At 44.0% G+C, this 17948-nt stretch carries 16 protein-coding genes and 1 rRNA gene; all 17 read right to left on the bottom strand.

Annotation, left to right across the window (positions count from 1 at the left end; genetic code table 11):
- Positions 1 to 102 (bottom strand): 16S ribosomal RNA (locus P9L93_00770); the annotation flags it as partial.
- 202 nt (positions 103 to 304) lie between these two features.
- Positions 305 to 1081 (bottom strand): hypothetical protein, encoded by a 777-nt coding sequence (locus P9L93_00765; GenBank protein ID MDP8229617.1) that lies wholly within the window; start codon positions 1079 to 1081, stop codon positions 305 to 307.
- 106 nt (positions 1082 to 1187) lie between these two features.
- Complete coding sequence (tyrS, locus tag P9L93_00760) at positions 1188 to 2342, bottom strand: tyrosine--tRNA ligase (protein ID MDP8229616.1); 1155 nt, start codon at positions 2340 to 2342, stop codon at positions 1188 to 1190.
- 97 nt (positions 2343 to 2439) lie between these two features.
- The gene (locus P9L93_00755; GenBank protein ID MDP8229615.1) at positions 2440 to 4029 is read right to left on the bottom strand and encodes a 30S ribosomal protein S1; all 1590 of its coding nucleotides are present in this window, start codon (positions 4027 to 4029) and stop codon (positions 2440 to 2442) included.
- A gap of 21 nt (positions 4030 to 4050) precedes the next feature.
- Positions 4051 to 4881 (bottom strand): 4-hydroxy-3-methylbut-2-enyl diphosphate reductase, encoded by an 831-nt coding sequence (ispH, locus tag P9L93_00750; GenBank protein ID MDP8229614.1) that lies wholly within the window; start codon positions 4879 to 4881, stop codon positions 4051 to 4053.
- Positions 4882 to 4888: 7 nt separating this feature from the next.
- Positions 4889 to 5515: a lysophospholipid acyltransferase family protein gene (locus tag P9L93_00745; GenBank protein MDP8229613.1), complete on the bottom strand. Its 627-nt coding sequence runs from the start codon at positions 5513 to 5515 to the stop codon at positions 4889 to 4891.
- 128 nt (positions 5516 to 5643) lie between these two features.
- Entirely contained in the window at positions 5644 to 6477 is an 834-nt protein-coding gene (locus tag P9L93_00740; GenBank protein ID MDP8229612.1) for a prephenate dehydrogenase, read from the bottom strand.
- Positions 6477 to 7490: a 3-deoxy-7-phosphoheptulonate synthase gene (aroF, locus tag P9L93_00735; GenBank protein ID MDP8229611.1), complete on the bottom strand. Its 1014-nt coding sequence runs from the start codon at positions 7488 to 7490 to the stop codon at positions 6477 to 6479. Before aroF ends, P9L93_00740 begins: the two co-directional genes overlap by 1 nt.
- Positions 7487 to 8563 carry a histidinol-phosphate transaminase gene (hisC, locus tag P9L93_00730; GenBank protein MDP8229610.1) on the bottom strand — a complete coding sequence of 359 codons (1077 nt, stop codon included), beginning with the start codon at positions 8561 to 8563 and terminating at the stop codon, positions 7487 to 7489. Before hisC ends, aroF begins: the two co-directional genes overlap by 4 nt.
- Before the next feature lies 1 nt (position 8564).
- A complete protein-coding gene (gene pheA, locus P9L93_00725; GenBank protein ID MDP8229609.1) occupies positions 8565 to 9629 on the bottom strand; it encodes a prephenate dehydratase in 1065 nt (354 codons plus the stop codon).
- Positions 9598 to 10206: an SMC-Scp complex subunit ScpB gene (scpB, locus tag P9L93_00720; GenBank protein ID MDP8229608.1), complete on the bottom strand. Its 609-nt coding sequence runs from the start codon at positions 10204 to 10206 to the stop codon at positions 9598 to 9600. The genes pheA and scpB overlap by 32 nt, the downstream gene beginning before the upstream one ends.
- Positions 10207 to 10259: 53 nt before the next feature.
- Positions 10260 to 10985: a segregation/condensation protein A gene (locus P9L93_00715; protein MDP8229607.1), complete on the bottom strand. Its 726-nt coding sequence runs from the start codon at positions 10983 to 10985 to the stop codon at positions 10260 to 10262.
- Between the two features lie 99 nt (positions 10986 to 11084).
- The gene (gene trpS / locus P9L93_00710; protein ID MDP8229606.1) at positions 11085 to 12065 is read right to left on the bottom strand and encodes a tryptophan--tRNA ligase; all 981 of its coding nucleotides are present in this window, start codon (positions 12063 to 12065) and stop codon (positions 11085 to 11087) included.
- Between the two features lie 98 nt (positions 12066 to 12163).
- Positions 12164 to 14239, bottom strand: coding sequence for a translation initiation factor IF-2 (gene infB, locus P9L93_00705; GenBank protein MDP8229605.1), 2076 nt, complete (start codon positions 14237 to 14239; stop codon positions 12164 to 12166).
- Complete coding sequence (gene nusA, locus P9L93_00700; protein MDP8229604.1) at positions 14236 to 15456, bottom strand: transcription termination factor NusA; 1221 nt, start codon at positions 15454 to 15456, stop codon at positions 14236 to 14238. Before nusA ends, infB begins: the two co-directional genes overlap by 4 nt.
- Complete coding sequence (gene rimP, locus P9L93_00695; GenBank protein MDP8229603.1) at positions 15453 to 15902, bottom strand: ribosome maturation factor RimP; 450 nt, start codon at positions 15900 to 15902, stop codon at positions 15453 to 15455. The genes nusA and rimP overlap by 4 nt, the downstream gene beginning before the upstream one ends.
- A 275-nt stretch (positions 15903 to 16177) precedes the next feature.
- Positions 16178 to 17896, bottom strand: a complete 1719-nt coding sequence (locus P9L93_00690; protein ID MDP8229602.1) for a hypothetical protein — start codon at positions 17894 to 17896, stop codon at positions 16178 to 16180.
- Positions 17897 to 17948: the final 52 nt, after the last annotated feature.

Genomic DNA, 17948 nt, shown 5'->3' with positions numbered 1-17948 from the left:
TCACCCTTTTGCCACTATCCCGATTGCTCGGGATCGTTCGACTTGCATGCCTTATCCACGCCGCCAACGTTCGTTCTGAGCCAGAATCAAACTCTCCAAAAATATTTGACATAACTCGAACCCGTTAGTTTGGCCAAATTTACAAAGAACGGATAGACAAAAAAAAGAGCACCAAGACGATGCCCTCTTCGCATCCTCCCTCATGATATATATTAGCTATATTATCAAGGAGAATCTATCATTTTAGGTAATTATGAATTATATCACAGAACCGGAATGTGTCAAGAGGTATTTTAAAGATTTTTTATATATCATCTATGATCTTCTTTTGTTCCCCTGCCAGCTTAATTAGATCCATGATTTCTAAGTGCTTCCTTTCATCAATAATTAAAATATTCAAGTCATGAAATAATTCACTGATTTCATTTTTATAGCTAGCTTTATACCTATCTCCAAGTTTATAATTTTGGCATTCGATATGCAACCGAAAGAGTGCCAAAATATCTAAATGTTGATTATAGCCATACGTTTCCCTAGCATGAGCATCATCTATAGTAAAATTTCTATAGTAGATTTCAAGCTTTGTGTCTTTCTTTACAATTGCAAAAACATTACCCGAGTTCTCTCTAACCTTATTGTATTCTTGCTGGTATTCTGGTGCATCAAAAAACCTAACAAAATCTTTATACTCTAAAAACTTTTGTTTCAATTCTTCATTGATAGGCTCTCCGTCTTCATAAGCAACAATCCAAATCTCACCTTTATGCGCCTCAGGGTTTCGTTCCCTTAATTGTTTTAACATCTCACACATATGTATAATCGGCTCCTGAAACTTCTCATAAGAATTAACATAGTCATAGTCTATTATAAAAATCCCTTCTGTCTCTCGGAACCCTTTCTCGCCTTTGAATAAGTTCAGCCCCAACGGCCCTCGCTCACCAAAAAGAGATGTTTCTGTCTGTTCATCTTCTTTATTCTCCACAAATGCAAGCGGCAGCCTTAATGTCTCCGCACTGGTAGATGCAGATAAAAAGCAAATAATAATTACTAAAGATATAATTTTATCTCTAAATTTTATCATATTCACGTGTTTAAATCTTTTATAATCTATTTATTAGTTTACTACAAATCCCCTTCCAAGTCAATGCAAAAAGTAGACAAAACAGTCAGTGACTGATTTGTCTACTTTAGGTGAGGATGACTTTGAGGAAGCGTTTTTTGCCTACTTTGATTTGGTATTGTTTGGAGGGTTGGAGTTGGAATTGCAAGTCTTTGATTTTAGCGGAGTTGACTTCTATCGCGCCCTGGTTTATTAGACGGCGGAAGTCACTGTTTGACGCGCATATCTTTTCGCTGACCAGAAATTCGCACAGGGTTGATTTGAAGGGCTTTGTTTCAAGCTTTAGCTCTGTAAAGGGATCTCTTTTCTGGAACTTGTTTTCAAAGTCTTTGCGACTAGATTGGGCAGCTTTATCACCATGATACTGCCTGACTATTAGTTCTGCCAAATGCTTTTTGGCCTCCATTGGATGTGACTCGTTTGGCTCCTCATCTGTCAAGAGCTCATAATACTGCTTCATGAGCTCATCTGATATGGACATGAGTTTACCGAACATCTCCTCTGGCGACTCATTTATACCTATGTGATTGCCATAAGACTTGCTCATCTTCTGCACACCATCAAGGCCTACGAGAAGCGGCATTGTGATAATGGCCTGTGGCTCCTGGCCATAGTCTTTCTGGATCTCGCGGCCCAGAAGCAGGTTGAACTTCTGGTCTGTGCCGCCAAGCTCTACATCTGCTTTTAGTTCTACAGAGTCATAGGCCTGTAAAAGCGGGTACATAAATTCTAAAAGGCTTATATTTTTCCCGCTCTTGTACCGCTGATTAAAATCCTCTCTTGCTAGAAGCTGTGACACAGTGCTGTGTGAAGTCAAGCTCAGTGTGTCCTTAAGACTCATTGGATTGAGCCACTTACTGTTAAAGACTACTTTTGTCTTTCTCTCGTCGAGGATCTTAAAGACCTGCTTCTTATAGGTCTTTGCGTTTTCCTTTACCTCTTTTTCAGTCAGGCGCTTTCTGATTTCGCTGCGACCAGTGGGATCGCCTATCATACCTGTAAAGTCACCTATGAGAAAGACTACTTTGTGGCCCAGGTCCTGAAAATGCCTGAGCTTTCGCAAAAGCACAGTGTGACCCAGGTGTATGTCAGGCGCGCTAGGATCAAACCCTGCCTTTACAATCAAGGGCTTACCCTTCTCCAGCTTCGCGACCAACTCTTTCTCAGAGATTACTTCAACTGTTCCGCGCTTGATTATCTCTAATTGTTTCCTTACATCCATGATTCCTTTTGGCACACTAAAGTGTGCCCTACATATTTTGTCGCAAAGGCCTTCATAAACAGGCAGATTGAAATCTGCCTATTCCCGGCCTTTGCCTCTAATCCTTCTTTTTCAGGCTCAATCCTATCTTTCTCTCGGCTTCGTCTACCTTGATCACAATAGCCTCGACCTTATCGCCGAGCTTGTATATCTCTTCCATCTTCTGCGACGCCTCAAGCTCAAGCTCAGACACATGCACCAGACCCTCAAGGTCCTTTTCTATCTCAACAAAGACGCCAAAAGCAGCGACCTTTGTTATGGTGCCTTCTACTGATGTGCCCAGGCTGTACTTTTTCATGATCTCTGGCCACGGATCAGTAATGATCTGCTTTATGCCCAGGCTCATTCTCTGCGCGTCAGAATCAACTGCAAGCACCATGACATCCACTGCCTGGCCTTTCTTTAAAAATTCCTTTGGGCTGTTTATTTTTCTTGTCCAGGACATGTCGCTCACATGAACAAAGCCCTCTATGCCGCCTTCTATCTCTACAAAGGCTCCGTACTCAGTAAGATTCCTGACCTTACCTTCGACCTTTGTGCCTGCAGGAAATTTTTCCTTTATCTCAAGCCATGGATTTGCCTCTATCTGCTTTACGCCAAGAGAGATTTTCTGGCTTACCTTATCCACGCTAAGAACAATCGCTTCTACGATGTCGCCTATTGCCAGAACATCGCCAGGATTATTGATCCTTGCTGTCCAGGAAAGCTCTGACACGTGTACCAGGCCTTCAACACCCCTCTCTAGTTCCACAAAAGCGCCGTAAGGCATGATATTTACGACCTTGCCTTTGATCTTTGAACCAAGAGAATATTTATCCTCGACATCCTCCCATGGACTCCTTGTCTTCTGCTTTAGCCCCAGAGATACCTTCATCTTATCCTTGTCAAAATTAAGGATCATCACCTCAACAGTATCGCCTATTGCAAGGACCTCGCTGGGATGAGAGATCCTGCCCCAGCTCATATCTGTGATATGCAAAAGTCCGTCTATGCCGCCAAGGTCAACAAATGCGCCAAAGTCAGTGATGTTCTTTACAAGGCCTTTACGCAGCTCGCCGACTTTAAGCTCGCCAATGATCTTGTTCCTCGCCTCGTCCCTGTCTTTCATTATCACGTCTTTCCTTGAAAGCACGATGTTTCTTCTTGGCTTGTTCATTTTTACTATTTTAAATTTCAGGATCTGTCCCAGGAGCTGATTTACATTGCCAAATCCCTTTAGGGCCACTAATGACGCTGGCAAAAATGCCTCTATACCTACATCGACCATAAGGCCGCCCTTGACCTTGCGCGTGACCTTTCCGTCGACAATGTCGCCCTCATGGCATTGATTGACTATTTTGTTCCAACCCTGTGCCTTCTCAGCCCTTTTCTTTGAAACGACTATCATGCCATCTTCGTTTTCCTTGGACTCAACAAGCACTTCAAACTCATCACCCACCTTCATATCCGGGAGATCTTTAAACTCTGATACAGGCATGATCCCTTCGGACTTATACCCGAAATCAATATACACGTCCTTTTTTCCTATAGCTATGACCTTGCCTTTTACGATATCGCCCTCACCCAGGCTGCGAAAGGTCTTTGCATAAGCTGACGCTAGATCAAATACCTCTTCATTTTTCGTCTCTTTCTTTGTCTCGTCTTCCATTTTTTGAATACCCCTCTTTCGTTAGAATTTTTTTATTGTTGTAACAACGTTTTTTACTGTTTCATCTGGAGTTGAAGCGCCGCTTACTATTCCGGCGCATCTCTTCCTTTTAAAATAGCGCTTTTTTAACTCGCTGGCTTTTTCGATGTGATAACTATCCACCCCGCTTTCTTTGCAGATCTGCCATAAACGCCGCGTATTAGCGCTATTCTTCCCACCTACTACTATCATCACATCGCACTCTTTTAAAAGCCTCCGAGTGAGGCCCTGTCTATGCGATGTGTCATTGCAAATAGTATTAAAAATCCTTACTTCGCTAAAATCCCTTTTTAATATATCTAAGACACCTTTAATATAATCATCTTTCTTCTGAGTTGTCTGAGATATAATTCCTATCTTTTTTTCCGCGTGATTCCGCGTTACGTTCCGCGTATTTCCGCGATTCCCTGTAAGGCTTAATAATGCCTTAATCTCAGGATGTTTTTTATCGCCTACGATAAAAACTAGATAGCCTTGCCCACGTAAATTCTTGACTATGTCATGGGCATGCTTTACAAAAGGGCACGTTGCATCGACTACTCTGACGTGCCTCTTTTTCAATTTATTGATCACGTCTATGGGAGCACCATGTGACGATATGATCACGGTCCCGCTTTTGATCCTCTTTATATCATGCTGGACCTTTAAGCCTTTTTTTGAAAGATCATTTACTACCTGAGGATTATGTATAATAGGATTCAAGGAATAGATGTTTCTCTTATCCTTTGAATCCCGCAGCGTCACTTGAGCTATCTTTATTGCCCGTTTTACGCCAAAACAAAAACCTGAATGCGATGCTACTTTTACTTTCATGTTTCGTTTAGCCCGTTTGCCCGTTCTGGGAATTCTCCTTTAACTCACTAATTGCTTGCATTACCTCTCTGGCAATATGCATGTATCGTTCTTTTTTGCTGCCTGAAAAATCTTTCTCAAATCTCAAAGGCTTGCCAAAATGCACTGAAACATGGGCAAATCTCGGAAACTTAGAATGCCTGGGCCATGCCTCTCTGGAACCTTTTACATAACACGGTAAAATATTGGCTTCAGAAGTAACCTGTAAAAATCCTATGCCTGACTTTGGCTCTTGTAGATCGCCGTCCTGTGAACGCGTACCTTCTGGAAACACAAGCACTGGCTTTTGCTGCCGCAGCCTGTTCAAGGCCAGCCTAAAGGCATTTACATCACCTGTCTCACGCTTTATAGGCGAAACATTGGCCCAGGAAAGCATCTTAGCAAAGATCTTTGACCTGAACAATGTGCTGCGCGCCAGGTAATTCAACTTTCTCGGAGCAGCAACGCCCACTATTATTGGATCCAGAAAACTCACGTGGTTCGGCGCCACAATTACAGGGCCATCTTTAGGAAAATTCTCCCTGCCAGACACCTTTAGACGCAAAAATATTTTAAAGAACAGAAAAAATACGAATCTCCAGAATGTGTAGCACATATCAAATCCCAAATCCAAATACTACCAATACTACCAAATAAATCCCAATTTCCAAATCCCAATCATTATTTTGGGATTTGGGATTTTGGATTTATTTGGGATTTGGTAGTATTTGGATTTTGGATTTTTCATATAGAGTCTCTAATATCTTTTGCCTTCTTGAACAATTTTAACAATTCTGAACTATTGCTGTTTTTCAATGCTGACTCTATCTTCGATAATTCCCTCTTAAGCACTCTTATGTCTTTGATTATATTTTTCCTGTTCGTGAGAAATATATCCTTCCAGAGCTCGGGGCTGCCAGCAGCGACTCTTGTCGTGTCCTTAAAGCCTCCTGCTGCAAGATGCAGATCCTTTTTAGCGCAGCTATTAGAAAGCGCGACACTGGCTGCATGCGGCAGATGACTCAAGCCTGAGACGATATGATCATGTTTTTCAGGGCTCATGACTTCAACCTTCATATCTAGTTTATTCCAAAATCTTTTTACCTTATTCAGTGCCTTTTTATCTGTGCGCCTGGTTTTTGTCATCATGCAATACGCTCCCTTAAACAAATCCCTGTCTGCGTAGGCTACGCCTGAGTGCTCAGATCCAGCTATTGGGTGGCTTCCTACAAAATTTGCACTGGCTGGCAATATCTTTTCTATCTTGTTTACAATATCCTTCTTTGTACTGCCTGCATCAGTCAATATGGCGCCTTTTTTAATACTGCCTTTGATACGCCCCGCTATATCAATGATCGTTAAAACAGGTGCTGTAAGAATAATGAGATCCGAGTCCTTAATCCCCTTTTCTAGATCCAGGGTCACGCGATCAACTGCTCCTAACGACAATGCCTGGCGAATCGTGGTCTGTCTTCGGGAAACCCCGATCACTTCTTTTGCGAGTCGCTTTTCCTTTATAGCGAGTCCAAGCGAACCGCCAATCAACCCAAGCCCGATTATAGTTACACGTTTAAACATTACAGGTCTCGTCCTACTGCTCTTGCTACTGGAGCAAGGCCTTTCATCATCTCAGCGAATTTCTTTGGTAATAGTGACTGCGCACCGTCAGAAAGCGCGTCTTCTGGACTTGGATGCACCTCTATCATCAGACCATCCGCGCCTGCGGCAATCGCTGCCCTGGACATATCTGAGACAAGATTCCACTTACCTGTCCCATGGCTTGGATCAACAATAATAGGCAGATGAGTCAGCTGCTTTATTAAAGGTACTGCGTTTAGATCCAGTGTAAATCTCGTAGCATCCTCAAATGTCCTTATGCCACGTTCACACAGTATGCAATTAAAATTCCCATTGGAAAGCACATACTCTGCTGACATCAGGAGCTCTTTTATTGTGCCTGCAATGCCCCGCTTTAAAAGTACTGGCTTTTTAGAAAGCCCTACTTCTTTTAATAGATTAAAATTCTGCATATTTCTCGCGCCCACCTGCAGTATATCAGCGTATCCCTCGACCAGCTCCACATCTCTTGTATCCATGACCTCTGTCACGATCTTAAGTCCAGTCTTCTGTTTGACTTCCTGCAGATATTCAAGGCCCTCTTCGCCCAAACCCTGAAAACTATACGGGGATGAACGCGGTTTAAACGCTCCCCCTCGCAAAACCAATGCGCCTGCTTTTTTCACTGACTTGCCTATTGTCATAAGACCATCAAGGTTCTCCACAGAGCACGGGCCTGCCATTACAACTATTCTTTTTCCACCTATCTTTATGCCATCAATATCTATAATGCTATTCTTGCCTTTGAACTCGCGCGACACGAGCTTGTACGGCTTTAAAATCGACATTACCTTTTCAACGCCAGGAAATGCCTCGAGCGGCTGAACGCGCAATACATCTTCTTCGCCGATCACTCCTATGATAGTGCGCTCAACGCCTCTTGAAACCATGGTCTTTAAGCCTAGCTTTTTGACCTTGGCTAACAGATGGTCTATATCTTTTTTTGTCGCGTCTGGACGTAAGACAATAATCATAATGCCCTCTTTAATTCCTTAATAAAACGCTTGTTTTCCTTTTCCCTACCTACTGTTACGCGAATAAATGTATCAAGACCCCAGACCTTCATATTGCGCACGATTACGCCTTTTTTTAAAAGTCTTTTGCAAATCGCGTCAGCATCCTTACCCACCTCGAACAGTACAAAGTTAGTAACACTCGGTATGTACCTCAGTCCTATCTTTTTGAATTCAGAATAAAAAAATCTCCTGCCTTTTTCTGTCTCTCTCTTGACTCGGGAAAGAAATTTTTTATCCCTGAGTGCTGCGCAGGCAGCAACCTGTGCGAGCGAATTTATATTGAACGGCTCACGCACAGTATCCATATATTTAATAAGCTCTGGATTAGAAACACCATAGCCGATCCTCAAGCCTGCCAGGCCGTATGACTTTGAGAAACTACGCGTCACAATAACGTTTCTACTCCCCACATAGTCCAGGCCATTAGGATAATCCCGCTCAGCCACAAAATCAAAATATGCCTCGTCGATAAAAACGACTACTGACTCGGGCAGGCCCTTTAAAAATGCGTCTAATTCATATTTAGTGACATATGTACCATTAGGATTATCAGGATTCGCAATAAAAATCATTTTCGTATTCTTGCCGACTGCTTCTTTCATTGCCTTCAGGTCATATTTAAAATATTTTGTAGGGATCTTTTTTATCTTTGCGCCCTGGATCTTAGACGCTATCTCATATATAAGAAATGTAGGCGCGGCAACGACCACCTCATCGCCCTCGTTTACAAATGCCCGAAGCGCAAGTATTATCAGCTCGTCTGAACCATTGCCAAAGATCAGCTGAGTCGGCTTTACCTTTAATTTCTTGACAAGGGCCTGGCGCAGATAAAAACACCCACTCTCGGGATACCTGTTAATATTGCGAAGGGTCTTTTTTATAGCAGTCAGAGACTTTGGAGAAGGCCCGAACGGGTTCTCGTTGGACGCCATCTTGATGACATCCTTCAGACCCAGTTCCCTTTTAACCTCTTCAATAGGTTTGCCTGGCTTGTATGGCTTTATGTTTAGTATTGCTTTACGTGGCTGCATTTTAGATCCCTGATGGATACGATCCAAGCACCTTAAGAAAGGTGCATTGTTTTTCTACTCCCTTTAAGGCATTTTTTACATTTTGATTCTCATGATGACCGAGCATGTCGACGAAGAAATAATACTCCCATGCCTTTCTCTTTGACGGCCGCGATTCTATTTTAGTAAGATTCACCTTGTTCTTCTTGAAAGGCACAAGCATATCGTGCAGTACACCTGGCCTGTCTTTGCCAGCGAACATTATTGATGTCTTGTCCTTTTTTGTAGCAGAAGATATGTGCTGGCCTATCACAAGAAACCTCGTGATATTGCTTGTACTGTCCTCGATGCCTTTTGCAAGTATCCTCAGCTTATACTTTTCTGCTGCCAGTAAGCTCGCTATGGCGCACGCATTCCTTTGGCTCTGCGAGATCTCTGCAGCCCTGCTCGTGGTCGAGACCTCTATGAGCTCGACATCGCGCAGGTTTGAATTAAGCCACGCGCGGCACTGACCGAATACCTGCGGGTTTGAATAAATCCTTTTCACATCTTTTAGTCTCCTGCATCTCCCGATCAGATTATGCGATATGTCCTGATATATCTCCGAGCATATCTTTAGATCTGAATCAATGAACATGTCCAGCGTGTGATTCACTGCCCCTTCAACTGAATTTTCAACAGGCACCACGCCATAGTCAGAGCGTCCTACCTCAACCTCTCCGAATACATCTGTGATGCTATTAGAAGGTGAGTACCTTACCTGGCTCCCGAATTTGCTTATCGCAGCTATATGCGTGAATGTCGCCTCAGGACCGAGATACTCTATCTGCAAACTCTTCTCGAGCGCGAGAGAAGACGACATGACCTCTCGATAAATCGCCTTTAATGCGCTGTCAGAGAGAGGGCCCTTGTTTTGTGTCGCGATATTCGCGTAGATCTCAACCTCTCTGTCAGGTACATATACGCCGCTTTTCGCGCGGTGTTTTAATTTACCGACATTCTTTGCTACAGAAGCCCTCTTGCTCAAGAGCTCGACGATCTTTTTGTCAATATCATCAATTTTCTTGCGAAGGTTGGTTAATTTCATCTTGGACCACCTCTTCTTGTTTTTTTAAATGTTCAGGTAACTCAATATCTTTTTCTGTAAAATGAAACTCTTCTAATTTCGGCAGCTCCTGGAGAGAATTCAGGCCAAAGTACTGCAAGAATTCCTGCGTAGTGCCATAAAGTATGGGGCGACCCACAGTCTCACGTCTCCCCGCGATCTTTACAAGATTCTTTTCTATAAGCGTCTTCAAAACACCGTCCACATTTACGCCTCTTATCGCCTCTATCTCTGGCTTTGTAGCTGGCTGTTTGTACGCGACTATGGCAAGCGTCTCAAGGCTTGGCCCTGTGAGCCGGTCTACGCCAGAAGTCTTGTATAGCTTCTTGAGCCACGGCGCGAGCGATGGATCAGTCGTTATCTGAAAACCACCTGCGATCTCCTTGACCCTAAAGGCGCGGCTCGTGTCCTCATACTCCTTTGCCAGTTCAGCAATAACCTCTTTTACATCCTGAGGCTTAAAATCCTCCAGCACGCCCTTTATCTCATTGACAAACAATGGCTTGTCGCTCACAAAAAGCATTGCCTCGATTATATTTTTCGCCTGGTCTCTGTGCATGTGTCTCTGGCACACTAAAGTGTGCCCTACAGCTGCTATAAGCTGCTGTGCATTTATTCCACTCGTAACCTATGTTTTTCGTTACGTATTACCTCTATCTCGCTGAAACTCTGTTTCTGGGCCACAATGACCTCTTTTAATCTTATTAACTCCAGCACTGCGAGAAAAATAGCAATAATCTCTGATTTATTCTTTGCGTTCTTAAAAAGCTCTGAGAGATGTATAATGGGTCTGGCCACGAGCATGTGCAATAAATCATGCACCTTCTGCTCCACTGTGAACTCATCCCTTACTATCTCCTGGAAGACATCTTTCGGGACATCCTTCAGCACCTTGGTAAGCGCTGTAATGAGATCAAATAAACTCGCTTCAAAAAATTTCTCACCAGGCTCGGCCTCAAAGGTCATGGCCCTGGTGAACATCTTCTTGCGCTGGCCTTCCAGATCCTGCAGCACGCCTGCGACTTCCTTGAATTTCTTGTACTCCAAAAGCCGCCTTACGAGCTCTTCCCTTGGATCCTCTTCTTCCTCCGGCAAGATCTCTTTCTCCTCAGGAGGCAGGAGCATCTTGCTCTTTATGTGAATGAGAGTCGCTGCCATGACCAGGAACTCGCCGGCGATGTTCAGATCCAGCATGCGCATGAGCTCCATGTATTCCAGATACTGCTCTGTAACCTCAGCTATAGGAATATCATATATATCTACCTCGTTCTTCTTAATGAGATAGAGCAATAAATCCAACGGCCCTTCGAATACCTCGAGTTTAACTTTGTATGACATAATATGCTCTTTAAGTAGCTACGCTGGTGTCAAGTTTAAAGTGTCAGGTGTCAATAGAGGCAAAGTCCCTGACACTTTTCACCTGACACTTGACACAAATTAAGTCAACCCCACTACTTTCCGGACCTCTTTCATTGTCTCAGCTGCGGCGTTGCTGGCTTTCTTCGCGCCTTGTTTTAATATGTCGCGAAGCGCGGCCTTGTCCTTTAAAAGTTTTTCTCTTTTCTTTCTGATATCACTTAAATAATCCGATACAACGCCTGCCAGCTCCTTCTTGCACTCTGTACAGCCCTTTTTTGCATTTGTGCAATATTCATATACCCTCGGCGCCTGTTTCTTGTCCAGCAGATTAAAATATTGATAGAGATTGCATTCATCTGCGTGACCCTTATCAGAAAGCTTTATTCTCTTTGGGTCAGTGAACATCTGACTGCATTTTTCCTTTATCGCGTCTTCTGTATCGCCAAGCGCAATAAAATTTCCATAGGACTTCGACATCTTTCTTCCGTCCACGCCAAGGAGCTTTGGTATCTTTGTAAGAAGCGGCCTTATCTCGTCAAATGTCTTTCCGTAGAGCTTATTGAACTTAGCCGCGATATCATTCGTAAGCTCAAGATGCGGAAGCTGATCCTTGCCCACTGGCACAGCGTCTGCTTTATACAATAAAATATCAGCTGCCTGCAGAACTGGATAACCTAAAAATCCGTATGTATGCAAGTGTCTTGTCGAGAGTTCGCGCAGCTGTTCTTTATAAGTCGGGCAGCGCTCAAGCCATCCAAGCGGCACAAAATTCGAAAATACCATGTATAGATCCAGGTGCTCTCTTACATGCGACTGGATAAATATAGTGCTCTTTTTCGGATCTATGCCTGACGCGATCCAGTCTGCCACGCACTCCAGCGTATACTGAGGCAACTTCTCTGGATCCTCATACTCGCTCATAAGCGCATGCCAGTCTGCGACCATGAAAAAGCACTCGTATTCCTTCTGCAGCTTCACCCAGTTGTCAAGCGCGCCAAATAAATGCCCTAGATGTAACGACCCAGTCGGCCGCATTCCGCTTAATATGCGTTTAGTCATATTTTAAGGTTCGGCACACTAAAGTGTGCCCTACATGTTTGTCGCAAAGGCCTTCATAAGCAGGCAGACTAAAGTCTGCCTATTCTCGGCCTTTGCCTTTATTTCAACCGTCGGGCAACCTTCCTGGTCTCGATCGCCTCTATGATGTCGCCTTTCTGTATATCCTTGAAACTAAGACTGATCCCGCACTCGAATCCCTCTTTCGCCTCTTTTATATCGTCCTTCACGTGTTTGAGAGAGCTTATTTTACCTTTAAATACAACCTCTTTATTTCTCAAGAGTCTTGCCACGGCATTGCGCGGTATAGCGCCCTTTGAAATAAAACATCCTGCCACGACCCCGACTTTCGAGACTCTAAAGACCTGCCTTACCTCAGCCCTACCTAAAAATGTTTCCTCTATAACTGGCTCAAGCAAACCCTCCATCGCAGCCTTAATATCATTTACTGCCTCGTAGATTATATTATAGAGTCTCATGTCAACGCCTTCCTGCCTGGAAAGCGCTTTTGCGCTAGGTATTATTGCAACATGAAATCCCAGTATAACCGCGTTCGATGCAGAGGCCAGCATGACATCTGAATCATTGATATTGCCGACCTGGGCATGTATTACAGAAAGTTTTACCTCATTTGTCGAGAGCCTCTCGAGTGAATCTTTTATCGCTTCGAGCGAACCCTGTACATCTGCTTTTAAAATAATCTTAAGCTCTTTTATCTTGCCTTCCTGGACCTTATTGTAAAAATCTTCCAGGCTTATTTTCTGAGACCCAGCCTCAAGCTTTTTCTTTTCCGCCTCCAGCCGCTTTACGCCAACAACATCCCTTGCCTTTTTCTCATCAGCTATGACATAAAACTTTTCTCCTGCCAAAGGCACGCCTGAGAGTCCGAGCACCTCTACTGGTTTCGCAGGCCCAGCTTCTCCGACCCTGTGGCCCTTATCATCTATCATTGCCTTTATCTTGCCATAATTAAGCCCCACTATCATAACATCGCCCGTTCTTAAAGTGCCTCTTGAGACAAGCACTGTTGCAATAGGGCCTTTGCCTTTCGAAAGCTCTGCTTCTACGATCGCGCCAGTAGCTGGCCTGTCAGGATTTGCCTTTAATTCAAGCATCTCTGCTTCCAAAAGAAGCATATTTAAAAGCTCATCAATGCCCTGACCTGTCTTTGCAGACACGCCTACTGTAATGGTCTTACCGCCCCAGCCCTCAGGAGCAAGTTCCCGCGCAGCAAGCTGTTTATTCACCTTATCTAAATTTATATTCTGTTTATCAATCTTATTTATAGCCACTACTATTGGCACACCTGCAGCCTTTGCATGGTCGATCGCCTCTATAGTCTGCGGCATAATACCATCGTCAGCAGCCACTACCAGGACTACTACATCCGTGACATTCGCGCCCCTCGCGCGCATAGCAGTAAACGCGGCATGGCCTGGCGTATCCAGAAATGTCACCTTGCCTTTTGGCAGCACCACTTCATACGCGCCTATGTGCTGTGTGATCCCGCCTGCCTCTTTATCCACGACCTTTGTCTTTCGAATCATGTCCAGGAGTGAAGTCTTCCCGTGATCGACATGTCCCATGAATGTAACAATAGGCGCGCGGGGCTTAAGCTTGGCAGGGTCGTCCTTCTCGTGTTCTTCTAAAAGCACTTCTTCCTCGCTGGGAAGCCGTTCTATCTTATAACCAAACTCATCAGCGATCGAATTCGCGGTCTCTTCATCGAGCGTCTGATTTATAGTCGCGAGGATCTTTTTGGCCATGAGATTTTTTATTAAGTCATTGACCTTTACCTGAAGCTTGAGCGCAAAATCCTTTACTGTAATAGGAAAATCTATCTTTAATATCTTTAATTCTGGCACCTCTGGTACTTCTGGTGCTTCTGGCTCTGGAGTAGGCTCGACAATGACTTTTTCAACCTTTACAGGCTTTGGCTTGGCTGCCTTAGGTGCCTTTTTTTTGGGTTTTCTGACTGGCGTTTTTTTAACTGGTGCTTTCTTGACCTTCTTCTCCGCCTTTTTCCCACCAAGCGCTTTCTTCACGCGCGCAACAGCATCATCATCAATAGTGCTCATATGAGTCTTCGCATCTATTTTCAATGCGCGAAGCTTAGCCATAAGCTCCTTGCTGGTAAGCCCTAACTCTTTTGCAAGTTTATGAACCTTTATGCTCATGCTTTAGCCTCAGCTTCCTTTTTCTCTTCCTTTGCCTTCTCTGCCTTTCTCTCTTTCCCTTTTTTATCCCTCACTTCATGCACCTTTTGCTCTAAAATCTTTTTTGCAGATGCAAGGATCTTCTCAGCAGTCTTCTTACCTACACCATCTACCTCAGTAAGTGACTTTAGATCTGTCTTTGCAATGCTCCCAGCTGTCTTAAACCCTGCCTTTGCAAGCGCCTTCTTTGTCTTTGGCCCCACACCATCTATCTCGTCAATGCCGATCTTATTCACCTTATCTATCTCAGCCTTACTGCGTATATCAATATTCCATCCAGTAAGTTTTGCAGCGAGCCTCACGTTCTGGCCTTTTTTCCCGATCGCAAGCGAGAGCTGGTCATCTGCCACAAGCACCTCAGCCCTTTTCTCTTTATCATTAAGCCTTACGCTCGATATCTCTGCAGGACTAAGAGCAGAGCAAATAAACTGGCCTGCATCTATGCTCCATCGTATGATATCTATCTTCTCATCACCCAGTTCCCTCACGATACTCTTTACCCGCTGGCCCCTCATGCCAACACACGCGCCAACAGGATCCACCTTCTCATCCTTTGAATATACAGCTATCTTTGTGCGATCACCTGCTTCTCGAGATACAAACTTTATCTCCACGATCCCCTCATATATCTCAGGCACCTCCAGCTCAAAAAGCCTTTTCACGAGTCCCGCGTTTGTCCTTGAAAGCAATATCTCAGGCCCCTTTGCAGTCCTCTTTACCTCCATGATAAGCGCCTTTATCCTGTCACCCTGCCTGTACTCTTCGCCATGAGGCACTTCTCTGCGAGGCAACACACCTTCTGCGCGCCCCAAATCTACCACGATCATGCCCTTGTCAAACCTGTGCACGCTACCTGAGGCAATGTCATTCACTTTGCCCTGATACTCTGTAAACACCACATCCCGCTCTGCCTCGCGGATCTTCTGTATGATCACCTGCTTCGCGGTTTGCGCAGAGATCCTGCCAAAGTCACCGCCGACCTCATTGCCGTCCGGACCAAACACCTTAAAGTCACCTGTCTCGCCGTTAAACTCTACCTTTATATCCATGATGTGCTTGCCTAATTTCTTCCGCGCAGCACTCACCAGCGCACTCTCTATGGCCCTCACAAGGATCTCCTTCTTGATCCCCTTGTCGCGCTCAATACTATCCAATACATTCAATAACTCGTTGTTCATATGTCCACCTCTTGCCTCGCTCTCGTAATTTTATCAAACGGTATCTCGATGATACCTTTTTTCTTTGTATCTACCTTTATAGAATCCTCTAAGATCTCCTCTAAAGTCCCTATATGTTCTCTTTTCTCTGCCACTGCCTCACTCAGCATCACCCTCACCAGTCTCCCCTTTGCCCTTTCATAATCCCTCTTTATCTTAAATGGCCTGTCCATGCCAGGCGAATCCACCTCTAATACATAGCGCTCTGTAATTACATTTGCCTCATCCAGGACCATACTAAGTCTCTGGTTTAACTGTGTACAGTCTCCCAGCGTAATTCCACCTTTTCTATCTATCAATAAACGCAGCACCATTCTCCCAGCCTCGCGCCTGTAAACCATCTCCACCAGCTCGCAGCCCTCTTCCTTTAATATAGGTTCTATCGCTTGTTTGATTTTGTCTAGCATAAGTGAGGGCCATAAGTTACGACAATCGAAGATTGCCGTAACTTATTCGGCCGAACTTACCCCCACACCAATTTAAGCAGACATCTTTTGGTATGCTTAGAAATTGGTGTGGGGGTTTATTCGCACATTGAGTTACGAAAATCAAAGATTTTCGTAACTCAAGTGCTCATAAAAAAAAGCGGGCCTGAAACACCCACTTCTAATCTCAAACACCTCCCTTTCGCAAGTCCTACTATACTATAACACACTCCTTCCTGTCAAGAGAAAAGTTTGCATTACTCCTGATCAAACTCATCTATTAGTTCCGACAAAGGTTTACGCTTTCCTGATAAGAGATAATGGTAGTTTTCCTCGTCTATTTCTGTGCCAGAGTATGGGGAGACTACGACATAAGAGTAGCCCTGGTCTTTTAGCAGGCGCGTTATGCCTTTTGTGTGAAAGCCACCGCCTATTAACGCAGCGACCTTGGCATTACGACGCTCTATCTCTCTGGTAGAATTCTCAACCATTGAAAAATCGCGCTTCTTAACTGTCTGGTAGAACTCTTCTATCTCTTCTAGCCTCATGTCTACTAATTCAGATTTATAATCTATAGTTGCCTGCATGCCATATTTTTTAAGAGTAGGTATTAGAAAGTCTTTGAAAAAAGAGACTTTATGGGAATCTCTATTATTAAGATAATAGTCTAATTCCTCATTTGAGATCTTGAGGTTAAATAAGTTTTCCAGAAATTTTATGTTTCTCAAGCCCTGGACCAGGGTCTTTTGTTCCTGTGTCTGCGCGAGGTTTTGCTTTACCTCATATGCCAGGTCTTCCATTTCAACAAAGAGCTTTGTCGTATCCAGGGAATTTACCTTAGTGAGGTAATCCACGAACTCTTCCAAATCTGGGTATTTCACCATTTTATCTTCTAAGTGCTTTATGGCAAGGTTTCTTAGATAGCTATAGAATGAAAAGGCTGATATCTTCTGGCTTCTAAAGAGCTCGGCCTTTGCCATTAATAAATCCATGGTCCTGCGGTTGGAACTGCCTGAAAGGGCTGCCTGCAAATTCATGAGCAAGTTCTGGGAATCCTGGCCGATCTTTGCCTGGTTTATGGTCTTTTCCTGTTCAGTAGCCTCTATTAAAAGAGAGATATTTTTATATTTATCTGTAGGGATATTGAAACGTGTGATGTAAGAGGAGATATAATCCAGATATTCCTTTGTCTCTATCTCTTCATTCTCGTATTGGACCTCTTTCTGGTCTATCTCTCTAAGTTCAGGCGTGTAAAGTTTTGACCGAAGATTCTCCAAGGCCTTTTTGGCCTGAGAGATAAAGACCTGGGACTTTGGTGAAAATCTCATGATCTTATTAAACTCTATGATGTTCTTAAAATAGATGTCTTTGTCTTCGATTCCCCAGATAGGTAGGTCCGGATATTTTGTTATTGACAGGTATTCTTCTGCTGTTAACTCACCTGAATCTACAAAAATCCTTGCTGTCTTTTCCCTGACTTCAGCATCTGGAAAGCTTGAGACGCTGGAGGTATCCACCTCTCCTTCTGCGCCCTCTGACAACACTAGATTCATGCCATAGTCTTTTATGAGTATCTCGAGTATCTTTGCCTCATTATATTGAGCCTCTGCGTTTGTGTGCAGGTCCTGGATATGTACAACAAGTACGCCCTTCGCCTTGTCCCTTGTCCCTTGTCCCTTGTCCCTCTCTGCGTCATACACCTCTGTTACCCTGCCAAGTTCAGATGGGATATTTATCTGGGATAAATCCTTTAGATGATGCTGGAGAATTCGCCTGGCCTGTTTCTTGCGATCCTGGGCCTTATCATCTCCTTTTAGAACATCCTTGCGCTTTTGGAGGCTTTCTTCTTTTTGAGTAGAGAGCTTCTTATAGTCTACCTTCTTTTTCCTGAACAGCTGCCTCGACCGCTCAGCTGCATAGGTGGTGTTGGTAAAAAGAAATATCGAAAGAATTAAGATAGAGATAGTTTTATTCATAAATTTCTCCTTTAGCAACCCCGGAGGTTGCCGTACGGCAACCTCCGGGGTT

The organism is Candidatus Gorgyraea atricola (assembly GCA_030765235.1).
In the GTDB taxonomy this organism is placed as follows: Bacteria; Omnitrophota; Gorgyraeia; order Gorgyraeales; family Gorgyraeaceae; genus Gorgyraea; species Gorgyraea atricola.
The sequence above is the reverse complement of the archived record's forward strand: the minus strand, read 5'-3'. Positions and strand labels throughout refer to the sequence as shown.